At 66.6% G+C, this 17766-nt stretch carries 20 protein-coding genes and 1 pseudogene; 13 read left to right on the top strand and 8 right to left on the bottom strand.

Features of this window, described 5'->3' with window-relative positions; all coding sequences use genetic code 11:
* Nucleotides 1–18: 18 nt before the first annotated feature.
* Nucleotides 19–312 (bottom strand): MarR family transcriptional regulator, encoded by a 294-nt coding sequence (locus tag BMX07_RS23150; protein WP_090623468.1) that lies wholly within the window; start codon nucleotides 310–312, stop codon nucleotides 19–21.
* 151 nt (nucleotides 313–463) lie between these two features.
* Here BMX07_RS23150 and BMX07_RS23145 point away from each other — a divergent pair, with 151 nt between their 5' ends.
* Nucleotides 464–1486: an NAD(P)/FAD-dependent oxidoreductase gene (locus BMX07_RS23145; protein WP_090623465.1), complete on the top strand. Its 1023-nt coding sequence runs from the start codon at nucleotides 464–466 to the stop codon at nucleotides 1484–1486.
* Nucleotides 1487–1512: 26 nt separating this feature from the next.
* Here the strand turns inward: BMX07_RS23145 and BMX07_RS23140 are convergent, their stop codons facing one another.
* Nucleotides 1513–2595, bottom strand: a complete 1083-nt coding sequence (locus BMX07_RS23140) for an AI-2E family transporter (protein ID WP_090623461.1) — start codon at nucleotides 2593–2595, stop codon at nucleotides 1513–1515.
* A 117-nt stretch (nucleotides 2596–2712) separates the two neighbouring features.
* Complete coding sequence (locus BMX07_RS23135; RefSeq protein WP_090623457.1) at nucleotides 2713–3402, bottom strand: haloacid dehalogenase type II; 690 nt, start codon at nucleotides 3400–3402, stop codon at nucleotides 2713–2715.
* Nucleotides 3403–3773: 371 nt separating this feature from the next.
* On the opposite strand from BMX07_RS23135, the pseudogene BMX07_RS23130 reads away from it, so the two are divergent.
* The 5 genes and pseudogenes from BMX07_RS23130 to BMX07_RS23110 form a co-directional block, all read left to right on the top strand.
* Nucleotides 3774–3971 (top strand): annotated as a pseudogene (locus BMX07_RS23130) (short-chain dehydrogenase); the annotation flags it as partial.
* A 104-nt stretch (nucleotides 3972–4075) separates the two neighbouring features.
* On the top strand, nucleotides 4076–4444 hold the full coding sequence (locus BMX07_RS23125) for a methylglyoxal synthase (protein ID WP_090623454.1): 369 nt from the start codon (nucleotides 4076–4078) through the stop codon (nucleotides 4442–4444).
* 91 nt (nucleotides 4445–4535) lie between these two features.
* Nucleotides 4536–5030, top strand: coding sequence for a cation:proton antiporter regulatory subunit (locus BMX07_RS23120; RefSeq protein ID WP_090623451.1), 495 nt, complete (start codon nucleotides 4536–4538; stop codon nucleotides 5028–5030).
* 33 nt (nucleotides 5031–5063) lie between these two features.
* On the top strand, nucleotides 5064–6395 hold the full coding sequence (locus BMX07_RS23115) for a cation:proton antiporter (RefSeq protein ID WP_090623447.1): 1332 nt from the start codon (nucleotides 5064–5066) through the stop codon (nucleotides 6393–6395).
* A gap of 79 nt (nucleotides 6396–6474) precedes the next feature.
* The gene (locus tag BMX07_RS23110; RefSeq protein WP_090623443.1) at nucleotides 6475–7134 is read left to right on the top strand and encodes an HAD family hydrolase; all 660 of its coding nucleotides are present in this window, start codon (nucleotides 6475–6477) and stop codon (nucleotides 7132–7134) included.
* 199 nt (nucleotides 7135–7333) lie between these two features.
* On the opposite strand, the gene BMX07_RS23105 is transcribed toward BMX07_RS23110, so the two are convergent.
* The 3 genes from BMX07_RS23105 to BMX07_RS23095 all read right to left on the bottom strand — a co-directional run bounded on the left by BMX07_RS23105 (nucleotide 7334) and on the right by BMX07_RS23095 (nucleotide 8961).
* Nucleotides 7334–7726 (bottom strand): DUF7993 family protein, encoded by a 393-nt coding sequence (locus BMX07_RS23105; RefSeq protein WP_090623439.1) that lies wholly within the window; start codon nucleotides 7724–7726, stop codon nucleotides 7334–7336.
* Nucleotides 7727–7749: 23 nt separating this feature from the next.
* Nucleotides 7750–8208 carry a DUF2240 family protein gene (locus BMX07_RS23100; protein WP_090623435.1) on the bottom strand — a complete coding sequence of 153 codons (459 nt, stop codon included), beginning with the start codon at nucleotides 8206–8208 and terminating at the stop codon, nucleotides 7750–7752.
* A gap of 117 nt (nucleotides 8209–8325) precedes the next feature.
* A complete protein-coding gene (locus BMX07_RS23095; RefSeq protein WP_090623431.1) occupies nucleotides 8326–8961 on the bottom strand; it encodes a ribonuclease H family protein in 636 nt (211 codons plus the stop codon).
* Between the two features lie 203 nt (nucleotides 8962–9164).
* On the opposite strand from BMX07_RS23095, the gene BMX07_RS23090 reads away from it, so the two are divergent.
* From BMX07_RS23090 to BMX07_RS23060, 7 genes are all read left to right on the top strand, one after another.
* Complete coding sequence (locus tag BMX07_RS23090) at nucleotides 9165–10760, top strand: ABC transporter substrate-binding protein (protein ID WP_090623427.1); 1596 nt, start codon at nucleotides 9165–9167, stop codon at nucleotides 10758–10760.
* 59 nt (nucleotides 10761–10819) lie between these two features.
* Nucleotides 10820–11887, top strand: a complete 1068-nt coding sequence (locus BMX07_RS23085) for an ABC transporter permease (RefSeq protein WP_090623423.1) — start codon at nucleotides 10820–10822, stop codon at nucleotides 11885–11887.
* Nucleotides 11884–12879 carry an ABC transporter permease gene (locus BMX07_RS23080; RefSeq protein ID WP_090623418.1) on the top strand — a complete coding sequence of 332 codons (996 nt, stop codon included), beginning with the start codon at nucleotides 11884–11886 and terminating at the stop codon, nucleotides 12877–12879. The genes BMX07_RS23085 and BMX07_RS23080 overlap by 4 nt, the downstream gene beginning before the upstream one ends.
* On the top strand, nucleotides 12876–14165 hold the full coding sequence (locus tag BMX07_RS23075) for an ABC transporter ATP-binding protein (RefSeq protein ID WP_090623413.1): 1290 nt from the start codon (nucleotides 12876–12878) through the stop codon (nucleotides 14163–14165). Before BMX07_RS23080 ends, BMX07_RS23075 begins: the two co-directional genes overlap by 4 nt.
* Nucleotides 14162–15478 carry an ABC transporter ATP-binding protein gene (locus tag BMX07_RS23070; protein WP_090623409.1) on the top strand — a complete coding sequence of 439 codons (1317 nt, stop codon included), beginning with the start codon at nucleotides 14162–14164 and terminating at the stop codon, nucleotides 15476–15478. Before BMX07_RS23075 ends, BMX07_RS23070 begins: the two co-directional genes overlap by 4 nt.
* A gap of 178 nt (nucleotides 15479–15656) precedes the next feature.
* Nucleotides 15657–16022 carry a DUF7344 domain-containing protein gene (locus BMX07_RS23065; protein ID WP_090623405.1) on the top strand — a complete coding sequence of 122 codons (366 nt, stop codon included), beginning with the start codon at nucleotides 15657–15659 and terminating at the stop codon, nucleotides 16020–16022.
* 185 nt (nucleotides 16023–16207) lie between these two features.
* Nucleotides 16208–17134 carry a DMT family transporter gene (locus BMX07_RS23060; protein WP_090623402.1) on the top strand — a complete coding sequence of 309 codons (927 nt, stop codon included), beginning with the start codon at nucleotides 16208–16210 and terminating at the stop codon, nucleotides 17132–17134.
* Between the two features lie 3 nt (nucleotides 17135–17137).
* Here the strand turns inward: BMX07_RS23060 and BMX07_RS23055 are convergent, their stop codons facing one another.
* Both BMX07_RS23055 and BMX07_RS23050 read right to left on the bottom strand, forming a co-directional pair.
* Entirely contained in the window at nucleotides 17138–17413 is a 276-nt protein-coding gene (locus tag BMX07_RS23055) for a DUF8028 family protein (protein ID WP_090623399.1), read from the bottom strand.
* A 76-nt stretch (nucleotides 17414–17489) separates the two neighbouring features.
* Entirely contained in the window at nucleotides 17490–17747 is a 258-nt protein-coding gene (locus BMX07_RS23050; RefSeq protein WP_090623396.1) for a hypothetical protein, read from the bottom strand.
* Nucleotides 17748–17766: the final 19 nt, after the last annotated feature.

Genomic DNA, 17766 nt, shown 5'->3' with positions numbered 1-17766 from the left:
CTCACCGACGGTCGGTCGTCACGACTCGGGCGAGTCCCGAGCGCGTGCGTCCGCGAAGCGATCGACGTTGAGGGAGTACACGTGCTGTCTGGCGTCCGAAAAGGAGATCTGCGAGTCGACGAGCGCGTGGTCCTCGAGTTGGTTGAGCGCGTAGCGGACCGTCCGAGCGGGGAGCATCGTCTCCTCGGCGAGACGGGACTGCGTGAGGGAGCCTTCGTGTGCGAGAACCGTCAGCACGAGTTTGGCGCTCGGCGGGACGTCATCGACGGCGTCCGGAGCTGTGTTCGACGTCAGAACGACCTGATCGCTCATACATCGCTCTCTCACCACCCACTGGCTTCAATGATACCCTGCAACGTCTCGGTCCCGCACGACAGCTATCCGGTACCTGCCGATCCCCCTCGAGTCGTGGGCGGTTCGCGCACACGGATACTTTGACACTGCGCGGTGTACGGGCACCGCCATGTCCGACGACTCGACCGACCAGCGCGAGTACGACGTCGTCGTGATCGGCGGCGGACCCGCGGGACTGTCGGCGGGATTGTACACCACCCGACTCGGTCACTCCACGGCCGTCGTCGAGCGCGGCGGCGGCCGCGCGGCGATGATGCGGGACGTCCACAACCTCGTCGGCGTCACCGACGCGACCAGCGGGAACGAATTCCTCGAGACCGGCCGCGAGCAGCTCGAGGCCGACGGCTGCGACGTGATCCGGGATTTCGTCACCTCGGCCGGCGAGACGGGGGACGGACGGGTTCGCGTCTGCGGCACCGACGCGGAGTACGTCGCTGACTGCGTCGTCATCGCGACGGGCTTCGACGACGTTCATCCCCGACCGCCGCTCCCGCGGACCGGACGCGGGCTCCACTACTGCCTCCACTGCGACGCGTACGTGTTCGTCGACGAGTCGGTCTACGTGATGGGCCACAGCGACAGCGCGGCCCACGTCGCCGCGATCATGCTGAACGTCACCGACGACGTCGACCTGCTGCTCCGCGGGGACGACCCGGCTTGGAACGACGAGACCGCGTCCATGCTCGAGGACCACCCGATCGACGTGATTCGCGAGGACGTTACCGGCGTCCGGAACGGCGCGGACGGCTGGCTCGAGGCGCTCGAGTTCGCCGACGGCTCGGTGCGGGAGTACAGAGGCGGGTTCGCGATGTACGGCTCGGAGTACCACAACGGGCTGGCGGCCGATCTGGGCTGCGAGATCAACGCGGACGGAACGATCGCCGTCGACGACCACGGCCGGACGAGCGTCGACGGCGTCTTCGCGGTCGGCGACGTGACGCCGGGACACAACCAGGTCTCCATCGCGCTCGGCGAAGGCGCGAAGGCCGGCATCGCGATCCACTGGGAGTTGCGGGAGTTCCCGCGAGACGTCGCCGAGACGGAGTCGGCCGGTCCCGTCCGGGACGCGGAAGTGCCCGCGATTCCGGACGAGTTGCTCGAGCAGGCCGTCGAGTTTCACACCTACGAGTAGTCGACCCGGACGCACCGCCGACGAACTCAGCCGCCCAGCAGGTCGGACGCGAGGCCGGGAAAGATCGACTGCGCGAAGTGCACCGCGAGGACGACGACGATGGGGCCGAGGAACAGCCCGTACCAGCCGAATGCGAGTGTTCCGAGGAAGTAGCCGAGCAGGACGAGGCCCATGTGAACGCCGCTCCGGGCGGACAGGAACGACCGTGCGAAGAAGTCCGGAATCGTGTCGACGACGACGAACGTGAGAGCCAAAAAGGCGATCGGATGCCAGAGCGGCGTCGGCGTCGTCAGCGCGGCCGAAAGGAGAACGAGCCCGTAGGGAACGTAGACGATCTTCATGCCGACGGCCGGGATCAGCGTTCCGATCCCGATGAGCAGGGAGAGCAACACCGGCGTTCCGACGACGGGGCCGGCCGACGCGACGACGTTGAGGCCGTAATACGTGGCTGCAGCCGTCGCAGCCGCGACGGCGATGACCGCGAGGTTGCTGAGAAAGACCGTCTCGAGGTCGTCGTCGACCGCCTCGAGGAACGAGCGGATCTCAGCGTCGTGATCGATACTGTCGTAAAACCACCGTCGTAACTTCTGATCGTCCCGCAGGAGATAGAAGAGGATCGTGAGCATGAGAAAGAACCTGGCGAGAATCGAGACGATCGATCCGGCGATCGTCTGCAGTCGGCCGAGGGCTCCCGGAAGCCCCTGCCGAAGCAGGCCCGAAATCGACCCGCCACCGAGCGCGTCCCGGAGTTCGCCGACGTTGCCCTGTCGGACCGGCTGCAGGTACGGCTCGAGGGCCGACCGAGCCGCCCCGAGATCGCTCGCGGCGAGGAACTGGTCGAGTTCTTGGAGTGCGACGACGACCGCGTACGCGACGACGGCCACCATCGGAAGGATGACGAACAGGATCGTAGCCGTCGCCGTCACGTTCGGGTGGTCGATGACGCGATCGAGTTGGCGATAGAGCGGCCGCGTTGCGTAGTAGACGAAGATCGCGAAGAGCAGCGTTCCGACGTACCTGAAGAGGGCGAGTCCGATCAGCGCCGCGACGAACAGCCCGACGCCGATCCAGACGAAGCGCTTCCCGTCCCGTCCATCGAACACGCCCATACCCCGCCACACGGGCGCAAACGGGAAAAACGCCCGTCACGAGAAGAACACGGTAATCGACGCGTGACCGTCACGTCGGACGATCGAAGTCGGTCACGGAGACCGCGTCAGTGCGAGTCACGACTCGAGCCGATCCGCGAGCTCGTGGACACTCTCGATCGTCAGATCGGGACCCGTCTCGTACGGTCCCCAGAGGGTATCCTGCCGGTTGATCCAGACGCCTTGCATTCCGGCGTTGATTCCACCCGGCACGTCCCACCACCCCGCGGCCACGAAGGCGATTTCCTCGATCGGCGTTCCGATCCGATCGGCGGCGCGGCGGTACAGCTCGGGTTCGGGTTTAAACTGTTCGACCTCGTCGGCGCTGACCGCGTCTTCGATCAGATCGCCGAGCTCGGCGTACTCGATCAACGACTCGAGCATCGCCTCGTTCCCGTTCGAGACGATGTAGCAGTCGTAGCCCGCGTCCCGCAGCCGCTCGAGACCGTCGTGAACGTCGTCGAAGACCGGCAGATCGTGGTACGTCGAGAGGATCTCCTCGCGCTCGCCCTCGTCGACGTCGACACCGCAGGTCTCGAGCGCGTATCGCAGCGCGTGGCGGTTCAGCTCGTAGAACGAGTCGTACTCGTCGACGGCGTTGCCGACCATCGCGTACGACAGCGATCGCTGTCGCCAGAGCGTCGCGACGAGTTCGGGATCGCGTTCGTCGACGTGCTCCGAGAGCGGCTCGGCGACGGCGGAGACGTCCACGAGCGTTCCGTAGGAGTCGAACGCGATCGTCTCGACGGCGTCGGGGTCGAACGGCATGGTCTCGTCTACCCGATCGTCGTCGAAATAGCTTGGCCACCACCGGGGCGGCGTACCGGTGCCCGTCGATCCGGGACCGCTCGCTGGTCAGGAACTGACAGGGTCCCCGTGGAATCCGCAGTATGGACCGAAGCGAGCAGCTAGACGAGCAGGACGCGGCCGGCGAGCGGTCGCTTTTGTGTCGCGGAGTGCTTACTCTTTCCAACGGAATCGCACAGGACCAATTCAACGTCGGCGGGATGGCAGCTCGTTCTGCGCGGAGAGCAGTGTAACGGAACGAACTACTCGCGTCGCGAGGGTCCCTCGAGGGGCGACCGCCCTCGTCACGCAGTTCCGGGGCCTTCGTACCCGACTTCCCGAATGGCCCGGTGGAGGTCATCCGTGACGCCCACGTCGTGATCGACGGACAGATCGAGACTCCGCGGGTTCGCGAGTCACAGCCCGACCGCGACGAGGACGGGTTCCTCGATCCGGACGCCGTCGCCGACTCCTACTGGCGTCTGGTGACCCAGGACCGGTCGGCGTGGACCCTCGAGCTCGACGTCCGACCCCACGTCGAGGAGTTCTGACCGCGTCCGGAGTCGTCCCCCGAGTGCCGGGAGCCGACGCGAGGGGACGACAGCGCTCGTCTCCGCGCACGAGCACTTATTTTCCGAGGGGGTGATGGGCCGGTATGACACGCGTCGCGCTGATCGCTCACGACGAGAAGAAGCCGGAACTCATCGAGTTCGCCCGGACTCACGAGGAGCAACTGCGGGCGTACGACCTGATCGCGACCGGAACGACCGGGCAGCGACTCATGGACGAAACGGATCTCGAGGTCGAGCGCAAGGAGTCGGGGCCGCTCGGCGGCGACCTGATGATCGGCGCGGAGGTCGCGGCGGGGACACTCGACGGGATCGTCTTCCTCCGGGACCCGCTCCGCGCACAGCCCCACGAACCCGACATCTCGGCGCTGCTGCGGATCTGTGACGTTCACGACACGGCGCTCGCGACGAACCTCGCATCCGCGACGTTTCTCATCGAGGGGCTAGCGGAGTGACCGCTCGGTTCCCCGCGACGGTCGCTCTCGTCCGGCCCGGTGTCCCGGCGGGAGGGGAGTCGTTTATACTGTCGGCCTCGTTCCTTCCGATATGACCGTTTACGAGAGCGACCTCCCCGGCGTCGGGAAGAAATTCGAGGTCGAACTCGACGACGACTCGAGACTCGTCATCGTGACCCACAACACGGGAAAACGGGAGGTGTACCTGAAGGCGGACCCGGACGCCGACGGCGACAAACTGTTCGAGGTCTCGGACCGCCTCGCACGGAAGATCGGCACGATTCTGGAGGGGGCCTACTTCCAGCCCGTCCAGGCCGATCAGGTCGAGACGGTGCTCGCCGACGACACGTACCTCGAGTGGTACGGCGTCGCCGAGGGTGCCGATATCGCCGGCAAGAGCCTCGCCGAGGCGAACGTCCGCAACCGGACCGGTGTCTCCATCGTCGCCATCCAGCGGGGCGACGAGTTGATCTCGCCGCCGACCCCGGAGACGGTCCTCGAGGTCGGCGATACGCTGGTCGTCGTCGGCGACCGGGACGACTGCGCGCAGTTCGAGCGGTTGCTCGGTGAGGACTTCGAAGAGTGATCGGGACGGCCACCCACTCGGAGGTGACCGCCAGTGGCGACTGAAACGGCGCTCGTCGACGTCGGGGTCCTCTTCACCGCGGTCGCGCTCGCCGGCGTCCTCTCGAGTCGGATCGACCAGTCGGTGATCCCGTTTTACATCGTCACCGGGGTAGTGCTCGGATCGAACGTGCTGGGCGAACTTCCCGCGCTCGCCGGCAGCGAGGTCGGAATCGGCGGCGTCGCCGTCACCGTTCCCGAGGTGACGATCGGCGGCGTCGACCTGCTGGCGGCCCTCGGCGGACTCGCGCTCGGCGAAACCGACTTCATCGTCGTCGGCGCGGAGATCGGGATCGTGCTCCTCCTGTTCTTCCTCGGTCTCGAGTTCAACCTCGATCGACTGCTCGCGAGCAGGGACCGTATCGGCAAGGCGGGGAGCGTCGATCTGGGCATCAACTTCGGCATCGGGCTGGTCCTTGGCTACCTGCTCTTCGGGAGCGTCCTCGCGGCGTTTCTCACCGCCGGGATCGTCTACATCTCCTCGAGTGCCATCATCACGAAGTCGCTCATCGACCTCGGCTGGATCGCCAACGCCGAGTCCGAACCGATGCTGGGGACGCTCGTCTACGAGGATCTGTTCATCGCCGTCTACCTGGCGATCGCGTCCGCGCTCGTCCTCGGCGGGGGCGACGCGGGCGAGGCGGCGGGCCAGATCGCGATCGCGATCGGCGTCATCGCCGCGTTGCTCGCGCTCGTCACCGTCGGGACCGACTTCTTCCAGCGCTTCCTCGACGTCGACACCAACGAGTTCCTCGTCGTCCGCGCGCTCGGCGTCACGATCCTCGTCGCCGGGATCGCGCTCGCGCTGGGGGTCAGCGAGGCCGTCGCCGCGTTCTTCGTCGGCATGGCGTTTTCCTCGACCGACCACGTCCACGACCTCGAACGACTGCTCGAGCCGCTCCGGGACGCCTTCGCGGCGATCTTCTTCGTCTGGATCGGGCTCGTCACCGATCCCGGGCTGTTCACGCTCTCGATTCTCGGGATGATCGTCGCCGCCGTGATCGTGACGACGCCGACGAAGATCGTCAGCGGCTACCTCGGCGGGCGAATCTACGGCCTCGACGATCGACGATCGCTCCGGGTCGGGTTCGGGATGGCCACACGCGGCGAGTTCTCGCTGATCATCGCGAGCCTCGCGCTCTCCGGTGCCGGCGGCGGCATCGCGACGGAGACGGCCCGGACGATCTACGCCTTCACCGTCGGCTACGTCCTCGTCATGAGCATCCTCGGGACCTCGCTCATGCAGTACTCCGACCGGATCGAGCCCGCGGCCGTCTCGCTGCTCGAGCGCAGACGCGCTGGGGCCGCCCGGCCGAGCGAGGACTGACCCGGTCGCTGCCGGTGTCGGGCGTCGCCCGCCGGTCGGAAGGGATAGCTTCAACCGGCTCGAGTTCCCTCACACACCTATGCCACAGGCGGTCGTCTTCGACCTCGATTACACGCTCGCCGTTCCCCGACGGGATCGAGCGACCATTCTGGACGAAGCCACGACCGCGACCGATGCGCCGTCGCTCACTCGCGACGCGTATCTCGAGGCCCATCGTCGGAATCTCACCACCGAGACGCGCGAGCCGATCTTCGCGGACCTGCTCGAGGGCACCGGAACCGACGCCGATCCGGCCGCCGTTGCGACGGCCTACCGAGAGACGATCTCCGCGTCCCTCGAGCCGCTGCCTGGCGTCGAATCCATGCTCGCGGCCCTGCGGGACGAGTACCGCGTCGGCCTGCTCACGAACGGCCCCGTCCGCGCCCAGCGCGACAAACTCGAGACGCTGGGCTGGGAGGACGCCTTCGACGCCGCGCTCGTGACGGGCGAGCTCGAGGCCGGCAAGCCCGATCCGCGAGCCTTCGAGGCGATCACCGGCGAACTGGGCGTCGACCCCGCCGACGCGGTCTACGTGGGTGACGAGATCGAGGCCGACGTTCGGGGCGCGACCAAGGCCGGGATGCGAGCGATCCAGGTGCTGCTCGCAGACGGTCCCGGTCCCGATCAGCGTGCGATCGCTCACGTCGAGCAGCGCGAGATCGCGGCAACGCTTCCGGAAATCGTCGCGACGCTCGAGTGAACCGGCTGCCCTGTGATCTCCGCTTCGACTGGCGAGTCGCTGCGCTCTCCGCAGAATCGTTCAGGACGGGGGACGGACGTCTCACTCGAAATTCGTCAACCGGCGTGCGGTGGCGCGCGCTGCGCCGCGGTTCAGTAGCATTCACAGCGGCCCAGTGCGCGCCACCGCTCGAGGAATCGTCGCTGAAGAGAGATCCGTCCTACGCGTCGGGTTCCTCGAGCCGACGACTCACGGCCTGTAACACGTCCGTCGCCCGTTTCACCTCGGCACCGCTCTCGACGAAGACGAGCGTTTTCGGTGGCCGCGTCGCCTTCGGTCGTACTCGGAGATCGACGTCCGCGGCCGCGTCGGCCGCCGCGTCCTGCCCGGCCTCGAACTCGAGGTGGGCCCTGTCGTCGTGAACGAACGCGCGGGCGATCCGCTCGTCGCGGCGGGTGACGTCGTAGGCGCGAGCGCCGTCGGCCGTCGGTTCGACGTCTCGATCGGCGTTCGTCACGCCGAAATCCGCGAGTTCGCCGTCTTCGCGGCCGTCGATCTCGCTCGAGAGAAGTTCGGCGATCCGGCGACCGTCGGTGATCCGCTCTTCGACCATACCCGTCGGTCGGGGCGGCGGACCTAACCGTCTTCGGTGTCGAGTACGGCCTCGCGGGCGATCGGAACCAGCTCGTCGACGTCGATACCCTGCCGGCGGGCGTAGACCACCGCGGCGGCTTCGATGGTCAGGCCGAGCTCCTGCTGGAGCGTGTTGATCGCGCCGACCGCCTCGTGTTTCTCCGCTCCCTCGGCGACCAGCGAGTCGAGGACGCGTTCGAACGCCGATCGCTCCCGCAGGAGGTCCTCGTCGGGGACGAACTCCTCCGGCACCGTCACCGCCGAGGGGTCGAACGTGACCGCGAGGCCGTCGTCGGTCCGCTCGAGCAGGCCGTCCCCCGTTGCGACGTCGATCAGCCGCGTCGCCTGATCGGGGGAGAACCAGTCCCGATCGAGCGAGAGGGCGACGACGAACTCGTTTTCCTTGAGACGGCGGGTCCCGTTCTGGATGAACGGGGCGGCGACCGCGACGCGAAGGCTCATCGGGGACGACTTCCTCGAGGGGTGAGAAAACGATGGCGGTTCAGCGCGAACGGCGACGGCGCTCGAGAGCAGTGCGAGGCGAACGGGCGGTGCGAGGGAGACGGCAGTGCGCGCCGATCAGTCGGAGGCGCGGCCGCCGCCGTTCCGGTCGGCGCGGGACGGCGGCGGGAACTCGGCCGCACTGGGATCGGGCGTCTCGGGGAGGACACAGCGGTCGAGTTCGCGGTTGACGTGGCGGTACTGGTCCGGCGCGTTCGCCAGCGGGTGAGCGGGGTTCTCGTCGCTGTCGATCCGGGCGGCCCGTACCTCGTCGAAGCCGCTGAGTCGGGCCCGAATCCCGCGCCAGTGGTTCCGCGTCGCGGACGGGACGGAGACGGGGCGGGGCGACTTCCCGTCGGGATGGCGCGTCGCGAGGATGGCACTGTTGACATTACTGGCGAGCGCGTCGTGGTCGATGAGGACCCCGACCGAGGCGTCCCGCGGCGCTCGAGCGGCGAGGACGTCCAGTCCGAGATGAAGGGCTCGATACTCCGCGACGTTGTTGTCCGGCGGCGCGTCCGGTGTCGCGACGCGTGCGACGCGGGTGCCGTCGCGCGTTTCGATGACGGCGCCCAGTCCGCCGCCCGGTCCCCGGAAGGACCCGTCGGTCGCGACGTAGAAGTCTCGATGATGGGTCCGCGGGGGGTGGGCGATGTGTGGCGTGGGCGACTCGTCGAACAGGTCTCGCAGTGCGGGCCGGCCGTGAGCGGCCATACACGTAGTATGCGGTGTAGGTTTCTTAAAGTTATGCCAGTATTCGGTCCCTGCGAGCGCGGGGTGGGGGTCTCGACGGCCGACGAATGGAGCGGTGGAATCAACCCGGTATTGCACAGAAAGCAACTCTGGGGAACAGTATTGATCATTTGCGGAGTCAATCACCAGTACTTATAAATAATGTCGCTGTATTCCAAGGGAGTATGCAGGGTGCTGACACGACACGGCTCGACCGACGAACCCTCCTGAAGATGACGGGTGCCGCCGGGACGACGGGTCTGGCGGCCATCGGCGGCTGCCTGAGCGATCCGAGCAGTGACGGGGAGACCGACGAAATCACGATCACGCTCTCGCAGTTTCCGGACACCATCGATCCGCTCGATCACATCACCGGGGACTACTTCGACGTGTACGATCACATCTACGAGCCGCTGTTCGACTTCGAACCCGGCGAGGGGATCTTCCCCCGCGTCGTCGAGGACTGGGAGGCCCAGGGCGACGGTACGACCGAACTCTCCCTCCGGGACGGCGTCGTCTTCCACAACGGCGACGATCTCACCGCGGAGGACGTCGCCTGGACGATCAATCGGACCGTCGACCCGGATATGGGGGTTCCCAGCCCCATCGGAACCTACGGACTGGGCTCGATCGAAGGCGCGAGCGCAGTCGACGAGACGACGGTCTCGGTCGAGTACGCCGCCGCGCCCGGGCTCGCGGAGTTCGAGTTCGGAAACTACGCCAGAGCGATCGACAAGGAGTGGGCGATCGAGAATCACGACGCCGACACCGACGCGATCTCCGGTTCCGATCCCGAGAATTTCAACGGAACGGGACCGTACGAGGTCGTCGAATTCACGTCCGGCGAGGAGATCGTCCTCGAGCGGTTCGACGACTACTGGGGCGACGAGCCGCCGTTCGAGCGCGTAACGTTCAACGCGGACGGCGAATCCAGCGGACGGGTGAACGCGCTCAAGGCGAGGGAGACAGACCTCACGATCAACATTCTCCCGGAAGACGTCGAGACGATCCAGAACGCCGACGACGTCGAGATCAGGCAGGTGACGAGCTTCCGGAACATCTTCTGCCCGATGAAGAACACGGTCGAACCGTTCGACAGTCAGGCGTTCCGGCAAGCGATGAACTACGCCGTCGACAACGCGGGGATCGTCGACACGACCCTCAACGGGTTCGGCGAACCGCGCGGCCAGCCCGTCGCGCCCGGGATCAACGGGTTCAACGACGACGTCGAACCGTACGAACAGGACGTCGGGATGGCCGAGGGACTCGTCGAAGAGAGCGGGTACGGCGGCGTGGAGATCGAACTGACCGCGCCACAGGGTCGGTACCTCAACGACGCCGACGTCGCCGAGACCGTCGCCGACCAGATCGACCAGCTCGAGAACGTCAGCTGCGAGGCGAACATCGTCGACTTCGGGATCGTCTCCGACGCGAATCAGGCGGGGGTCGATCCCGATAGCTTCGAGATTCCCTTCTACATGATCGGGTGGGGAACCATCACCGGCGACACCGACTACGGCGTCCAGGGCTTCTTTACGATCCCCGATAATCCGAACCGGACGTTCGATGACGAAGAGCTCAGCGACGCGATCCTGGAGAGTCAACAGATCGAAGACCCGGACGAACGCCGACAGCAACTCGAGGCGGTCAATCGGATGGCCCACGAGAAAGCCCCGTTCGTGTACCTCCACACCCAGCAGAGTATCTACGGGGTCAAGGAGGACATCAAGTGGGAGCCCCGTCCGGACGAGACCGTTTACATCTGGGGAATGGAGACGTAGGCGGGATCGGTGAACCACAAGAGCGCAATCAGATATTTCAGGTCCCATGAGATGGTCATATGACGCTGGGTAAGTTCCTCGTAAAGCGGGCACTCCAGGGAGTCGTCGTTATCTGGGGGGTCGTCACGATCATGTTCGGCCTTCGGGCGGTGTCGCCCGGCGACCCGGCGAGCCTGATGCTCGCGGAGGGTGCGAGCCAGGAACTCATCGAGCAGGTCAGAGAGGAGGAAGGGTTGAACGAGCCGATATACGTCCAGTACGTCGACTACGTCCAGGGAATGGTCACCGGCGATTTCGGCTACTCCTGGCAGTCGAACCGGGAGGTCGAGGCGATGGTCATCGAACGCATTCCCGCGACGGTCGAACTCGCGGTCGCCGCGACGATCGTCGCGATCGTCATCGCGATTCCGCTCGGCGTGATCTCGGCGACGCGGCGGAACCAGCCGTCCGACTACGGGGCGACGCTGTTCTCGTTGCTCGGGATCTCGACGCCGAACTTCTGGCTCGGGCTCATGCTAGTCCTGGTGTTCGGCGTATGGTTCGGGGTTCCGTACCCGACACTGGGCCTGTCCTCGTTCTCGCTGGCTGGAATCAACGTACCCTCCCCGAGCTTCGGCTTCTATGATTTCCCGACCGGTCGTCGGCCGGTCGGCTTCGGCGAGGCCGTCATGACGCTCGTCCGATACGGCTCGGTCTACGACCTGCTCGTCTGGCTGAAATACATCACGCTGCCGGCGATCACGCTCGGCACGTACTTTACGGCGCTGATCACCCGTCTCACCCGGAGCGGCATGGTCGACGAACTCGGCAAGCCCTACGTGACGGCGAGCCAGGCGAAGGGATTGCCCGCGGTGCTCGTGCGGTACAAACACGTGCTGCGGAACACGATGATCCCGATCATCACCGTCCTCGGTCTGCAGATGGGGACCCTGATGGGCGGTGCGGTCATCACGGAGACGGTGTTCAACTGGCCGGGGCTCGGCCTCCGGCTAATCGACGCGCTGGACGCGCGAGACTGGCCGCTCATGCAGGGGATCGTCGTGTTCATCGCCGTCGCGTTCGTGACGATCAACGTCGTCGTCGACGGCCTCTACGCCTATCTTGATCCACAGGTGAGAAACGAATGATCTCGGAGAGAGTGCGATCGAACCTCAAACGGACGTTCGCCGAGAGCTACCTCCCGAAGCTCGGACTCGTGCTGTTGGCGGCGATGGTGTTCATGGCGGTGTTCGCGCCGCTTCTGGCCACGCACGATCCGACGCGGACGGGATACTACGACGAGAACGGAGCCGAATATCCGCCGCTCGGTACCGAGTACACGACCAAGATGGGCGACGGCGGCGAGATTGTCGACGTGACCGTCGAGTCGACGAGCGAGCACATCCTCGGGACGAACAACGTCGGGCAGGACGTCTACTCCCGGTTCCTCTACGGAGCCCGCGTCTCGTTGCTCGTCGGGATGCTCGGAACGAGCATGGCGTTGCTGATCGGCGTCCCCATCGGACTCGTCTCCGGCTACTACGGCGGCCGAGTCGACGACGTGCTGATGCGCATCGCGGACACCATGCTCGCGTTCCCGGCGCTCGTGCTCGCGCTGGCCTTGATCGGCGTGTTCGGGGAATCTCCGATCCAGGTCCCCGATCCGATCGTGATGGCCGGGCTCGCCGACGGCATGCCCGAGACGATACCGATCCCGGGGACCGTCACCATCGTCGTCGGGCTGGTCACCTGGGTGTGGTTCGCGCGCGTCGCTCGCGGCGAAGCGCTGTCGATCCGCAACGAGGAGTACGTCAAGGCGGCGCGGAGCTTCGGCGCGAGCGACGCGACGATACTGCTCAAACACGTGCTCCCGAACAGCCTCACGCCGATCATCGTCCTCGCGACGATCCAGATCGCGGTCATCATTCTGCTCGAGGCCTCGTTGGCGTTCCTCGGGTTCTCCGGGACGACGCTCTCGTGGGGCTTCGAGATCGAGCGCGGACAGGACGTTCTCAGGAAGCGGCCGTGGATCTCGATGGCCCCGGGCGTCGGGATCGTCCTGACCGTGATCGCCGTCAACCTCTTGGGAGACTGGTTCCGCGACGCACTCGACCCGAACATCGAAGGTGAAGGCAGATGACAGACGAGATACTTCGAGTAACCGATCTTTCGACCCGGTTTTTCACGCAGGAGGGACAGGTAAACGCGGTCTCGGAACTCGACCTCCGGATCGAACGCGGCGAGGTCTTCGGGATCGTCGGCGAGAGCGGCAGCGGGAAAAGCGTCACCGCCCGTTCGATAATCGATCTGATCGAATCGCCGGGAGAGATCACCGACGGCGAGATTCGGTACCGGAATGCCGACCTCGCGGCGACGATCGCGGAGGATCACCCGACCGCGGTCGACGGGGAGTTCGTGAAGCTGCTCGAGCTCCCCGAGGGCGTCAGGGAATCGCTCCGTGGGACGTCGTTCAGCATGATCTTTCAGGACCCCGAGAGCAGCTTCAACCCGACGCTCACGGTCGGCGAACAGCTCGCCGAAGCCGTCGAGGTCCAGCGGCGTGCCAGCGCCCGCCCGCGCTCGACGCGTTCCCGGACCGAATCCGCGGAGTACTCGCTGGGATCGCTGTTGCTCTCGACGGTGCTCCCCTCCAGAACGTACGTCAGCGAGGAGAGCCGCGACCGGGCCGTCGAACTGCTCGAGCTGGTCGGTATCCCCGACCCCGTCGAGCGGGCCGACGAGTACCCCCACGAGTACTCCGGCGGCATGCTCCAGCGGGCGATGATCGCGCAGGCGCTGGCCGGCGAACCGGACGTGCTGATCGCCGACGAGCCGACGACGGCGCTGGACGTGACCATTCAGGCCCAGATCCTCGACCTGCTCGACGACCTCCAGCGGGAGACCGGGATGACGATCCTGCTGATCACGCACAACCTCGGCGTCGTCGCGCGCATGTGCGACCGCGTCGGCGTGATGTACGCCGGCGAGATCGTCGAACGGGGGACGCTCGAGGACGTGTTCGACGATCACGTCCACCCCTACACCCGCGGACTCCTGGGGTCGGTACCCGATCTCGAGGACGCGAGCGGTCGCCTCGAACCGATCCCGGGGAACGTTCCCAGCCTGCTGGACCGCGAGATGGACGACCGGTGTCAGTTCGCCGACCGGTGTCCGAAGGCTATGGACGACTGCCTCGAGCATCCCCCCGAGTATCCGGCCGACGGAACCGACCACCACCGGGCCCGCTGTGTCCTCGCCGAGACGGTGTACGACGACGCGCGGGCGCTACCGGCGGGCTATTTCGACGGGACCGAACGGCCCGCCGGGGACGAACACGTCGGGCCGGTCGATCCCGAGTCGGACCCGTCCGACGAACGGCCGCGTTCGGCCGCCGAGACAACTGGCACCGGAGGTGACCGCCGATGAGCACCGACGACCCGCTCGTCCGCGTCGACGACCTGCGGAAGTACTTCTGGGAGAACGACTCGATGCTCGACCGGCTGCTGGGCGACGAGCCGGTCCCCGTTCGCGCCGTCGACGGCGTCAGCTTCGACATCCACGCGGGGGAGACGCTCGGGCTGGTCGGCGAGTCCGGTTGCGGAAAGTCGACCGCGGGGGAGACGCTGCTGCGACTGCAGGAGCCGACGGACGGCGACGTCGAGTTCGACGGCGACGGCGTCTACGACCTCGGCGGCGACGACCTCGACGAGTTTCGCAGAACCGCACAGATCGTCTTCCAGGACCCGTTCTCGAGTCTCGATCCGCGCATGACGATCGGCGAGATCGTGCGCCAACCGCTCGACATTCACGACGTCGGGTCGCCGGCGGAGCGACGGGAGCGCGTCCGGGGGCTGCTCGAGCGCGTCGGCCTCTCGGCCGACCAGCTCGACCGCTACCCCCACGAGTTCTCGGGCGGGCAGCGCCAGCGGATCGGGATCGCGCGTTCGTTGGCCCTAGAGCCCGAATTCGTCGTCCTCGACGAGCCGACATCGGCGCTGGACGTCTCGGTGCAGGCGCAGGTGCTGAACCTCCTCGACGAACTCCAGACGGAACTCGATCTCACCTATCTGCTGATCAGCCACGACCTCTCGGTGATACGACACGTCTGTGACCGCGTCGCCGTCATGTATCTCGGCGAAATCGTCGAGATCGGCTCCGTGGAGGCGCTGTTCGACGAGCCGAAACACCCCTACACGCGGGCGCTGCTGGAGAGCGTTCCGCGCGCGTCGACCGACGAACGAGAGCGCGACCGGGAGACGCTCGCCGGGGACGTTCCGTCGCCGCGGGATCCGCCGAGCGGTTGCCGGTTTCGGACCCGGTGTCCGGTGGTGATCCCGCCCGACGACGTCGAGATCGAGCAGGATCGCTACCGCGAACTCATGACGCTTCGCGAACGGATCGAACGTCGCGACGTCTCCCTCGAGTCGGTCGGCGAAGAGGATCGGTTCGAGACCGGCGATGGCGGCGTCCCGGAGGCGGACGTTCCGGCGTTCGTCGCGGCGCTGAAAGACCGGTTACTCGACGTCGAACTGCCGGCGCGACACGACGCGGTCGTCGAGGAGGCGCTCGCCGAACTGGCCGCGGCGAACTGGGATGCGGCGGCCGAACGGTTGCGAGCGGAGTACGGGAGCGTCTGCGAGCAGGATCGACCCGGGCTCGGCAACGGCGGCCATCCGGTGGCCTGTCACCGCGACGACGAGGCAAGCGAGTCGGCGGTCGCGCCGGACCCGCGGCAGTGATCGGCACACGTCTTCGATCGGAACAGTCCATAGAGCGTGTATGAACGGCGAATTCGGCCAAATTATGCCGTTTTGGGAACGGAGGCGGCCCGTCTCGAAACGCCGCTCGAATCGACCGGAGCGAGGACCCAATCTGTATTGGCAGCAGGTGTAATATCACCGGGTGCTTGGACGATGTATGAACCAGACGAACGCCAGCCGGATGGAAGCTGCCTGTTCCCTTCTCGCTGAGTCCGAACGGCGGTTCCTGCTCTATCAGTTAGCCGGCAACCGGACCGCGAACATCGAGGACCTCGTCTCGCAGGTCGCAGTCTGGGAGCTCGACGCCCGCCCGAATGCGATCGACAAGGAGGTCAGACAGCGGGTGTACGTCTCGTTAGTCCACAACCACCTGCCGCGACTCGCGGACTACGACATCATCGAGTACGACCTGCGGAGCGGCGACATCGTACTCGCGGAGGGGTTCGAAGACATCAGACCCCTGCTCGAGCAGTTCAGACAGACCGAGGAGGAACCCGAGATTCGCGAACGACCGCCGCTCTGAGGCGTCCGGGCGGACCCCGGAACCGCGAGCCGGCCGACTGACGTTTCTGCGTCTCTTCCAGTGGCGACCGACGGGCCGGATCGCCGCCCGCCGTCGACACGGTTTTTTGCGATTCGTCGTCCCCAGTCGCTCGCCGCACCGTTTCGAATCGAAATGCATAGGAACGCCCTACCGAGAGAGCGACTGTGAGCCGGTATCGAAATCTCGCACTCTTCCTGACGCTCGCAACGCTGTGGGGATCGGCCTTCGTCGCGATCAGCGCCGGCCTCGCGTACATTCCGCCGGTCCTGTTCGCGGCGCTGCGCTACGATATCGCCGGGCTCCTGATGCTCGGGTACGCGGTGTACGCGGTCGATAACTGGCTGCCGCGCGGACGGGCCGAGTGGGCGCAGGTCGCCGTCGGTGCCGTCCTCTTAATCGCGGCCTACCACGCGTTCCTGTTCGTCGGCCAACAGAACACGACGGCGGCGGCGGCCGCGATTCTGGTGAGTCTCTCGCCGGTCCTGAGCACGGGGTTCGCGCGGCTGTTGGTCCCCTCCGACGCGCTCTCGCCGGTCGGCCTCGTCGGCGTGTTCGTCGGCCTCGTCGGCGTCGGCGTCATCGTCCAGCCCGACCCGGCGAACCTGCTGGCCACCGACGCCGTGGCGAAGGGGCTCGTCTTCTGTGCCGCGGCCGCGTTCGCGCTCGGCAGCGTCCTCACCCGCCGAATCGACGCCTCGCTCCCGATCGAGACGATGGAAGCCTGGTCGATGCTCGGCGGCGCACTCGTGATGCACCTCGTGAGCCTCGCGATCGGCGAACCGTTCGAGCCGGCCGCCTGGACCGCCCCAGAGGCCGTCGGCGCGCTCGCCTACCTCTCGCTTGGCGCGAGCGCCGTCGGCTTCCTCATCTACTTCGATCTGCTCGAGCGGCTGGGAGCGGTCGAGATCAACATGGTGTCGTACGTCGCGCCGATCGTCACCGCGATCGTCGGCTGGATCTATCTCCGCGAAGTCGTCGACGCGGCGACGCTGGCCGGGTTCGTCCTCATCGCGGTCGGGTTCCTCCTCGTGAAGCGGCGAGCGATCCGCCAGGAGTTCAGCCACGTCCGCTCGCGGGGCTCGAGCGACTGAGCCTCAGCGCCGGTGGGCGTGGCCGACGTACAGGGCGAGGAGGTTCCCGACGAGCAGGGTGAGAAACAGTGCGCCATCGAACGACGACGACAGTCCGGTCGCGAGCAGGGGGAGGTAGAGAATCGGCATCGCGATCGCCGCCCAGAACCCGACGGCGCGGATCGGGGTGGCGAGTCCCGGCGCGGCGCGCTCGAGCGCGCCGTGGTCGTCGTCGCGGCGGTCACTCGGCGGACTCGAATCGGCGGACCCGCGGTCGGGGAGGGAAGGAGGACGCGCCATGGATTCACTGGGAGTCCGTACGTCCGCCGCGGCGACGCAAATACCGGCCCGACCGTTTCGACCGATTACGGCGGATTCAGCGGAATCGAACCGACTGAACCTTCGATTTACCGGGAAAACGGCTGGTTGCGTCGCGAGCCGCGAGCGCCGCGGTCGGTAATCGAACCGACGAGAACCGACGCGGGGCGATCCCTCGAGCGCGTTTCGCGAGGCCCGTCGGTTGGTACGTGACCCGCTCGCCGTCGTCGAACGCGAGTTCGTCGTCGTCACAGCGCCACCAGCCGACGAGCGGGTCGGGTGCGTCCGGCAGTTCGATTCGCGCGTTCGAGTTCACCGGAAACGTGGTACTTATC

This window comes from Natrinema salaciae (assembly GCF_900110865.1).
Classification (GTDB): Archaea; Halobacteriota; Halobacteria; order Halobacteriales; family Natrialbaceae; genus Natrinema; species Natrinema salaciae.
Note: the sequence above shows the minus strand (reverse complement) of the source record. Positions and strands in the feature narration are given on the sequence as shown.

Bases quoted from the DNA above. Each gene is read 5' to 3' on its own strand.
- BMX07_RS23070 (WP_090623409.1), top strand. From the start codon at position 14,162: ATGAGCACCGACGACCCGCTCGTCCGCGTCGACGACCTGCGGAAGTAC.
- BMX07_RS23110 (WP_090623443.1), top strand. From the start codon at position 6,475: ATGCCACAGGCGGTCGTCTTCGACCTCGATTACACGCTCGCCGTTCCC.
- BMX07_RS23140 (WP_090623461.1), bottom strand. From the start codon at position 2,595: ATGGGCGTGTTCGATGGACGGGACGGGAAGCGCTTCGTCTGGATCGGC.
- BMX07_RS23120 (WP_090623451.1), top strand. From the start codon at position 4,536: ATGACCGTTTACGAGAGCGACCTCCCCGGCGTCGGGAAGAAATTCGAG.
- BMX07_RS23135 (WP_090623457.1), bottom strand. From the start codon at position 3,402: ATGCCGTTCGACCCCGACGCCGTCGAGACGATCGCGTTCGACTCCTAC.
- BMX07_RS23075 (WP_090623413.1), top strand. From the start codon at position 12,876: ATGACAGACGAGATACTTCGAGTAACCGATCTTTCGACCCGGTTTTTC.
- BMX07_RS23095 (WP_090623431.1), bottom strand. From the start codon at position 8,961: ATGGCCGCTCACGGCCGGCCCGCACTGCGAGACCTGTTCGACGAGTCG.
- BMX07_RS23150 (WP_090623468.1), bottom strand. From the start codon at position 312: ATGAGCGATCAGGTCGTTCTGACGTCGAACACAGCTCCGGACGCCGTC.
- BMX07_RS23080 (WP_090623418.1), top strand. From the start codon at position 11,884: ATGATCTCGGAGAGAGTGCGATCGAACCTCAAACGGACGTTCGCCGAG.
- BMX07_RS23065 (WP_090623405.1), top strand. From the start codon at position 15,657: ATGAACCAGACGAACGCCAGCCGGATGGAAGCTGCCTGTTCCCTTCTC.
- BMX07_RS23100 (WP_090623435.1), bottom strand. From the start codon at position 8,208: ATGAGCCTTCGCGTCGCGGTCGCCGCCCCGTTCATCCAGAACGGGACC.
- BMX07_RS23090 (WP_090623427.1), top strand. From the start codon at position 9,165: ATGCAGGGTGCTGACACGACACGGCTCGACCGACGAACCCTCCTGAAG.
- BMX07_RS23055 (WP_090623399.1), bottom strand. From the start codon at position 17,413: ATGGCGCGTCCTCCTTCCCTCCCCGACCGCGGGTCCGCCGATTCGAGT.
- BMX07_RS23105 (WP_090623439.1), bottom strand. From the start codon at position 7,726: ATGGTCGAAGAGCGGATCACCGACGGTCGCCGGATCGCCGAACTTCTC.
- BMX07_RS23145 (WP_090623465.1), top strand. From the start codon at position 464: ATGTCCGACGACTCGACCGACCAGCGCGAGTACGACGTCGTCGTGATC.
- BMX07_RS23085 (WP_090623423.1), top strand. From the start codon at position 10,820: ATGACGCTGGGTAAGTTCCTCGTAAAGCGGGCACTCCAGGGAGTCGTC.
- BMX07_RS23125 (WP_090623454.1), top strand. From the start codon at position 4,076: ATGACACGCGTCGCGCTGATCGCTCACGACGAGAAGAAGCCGGAACTC.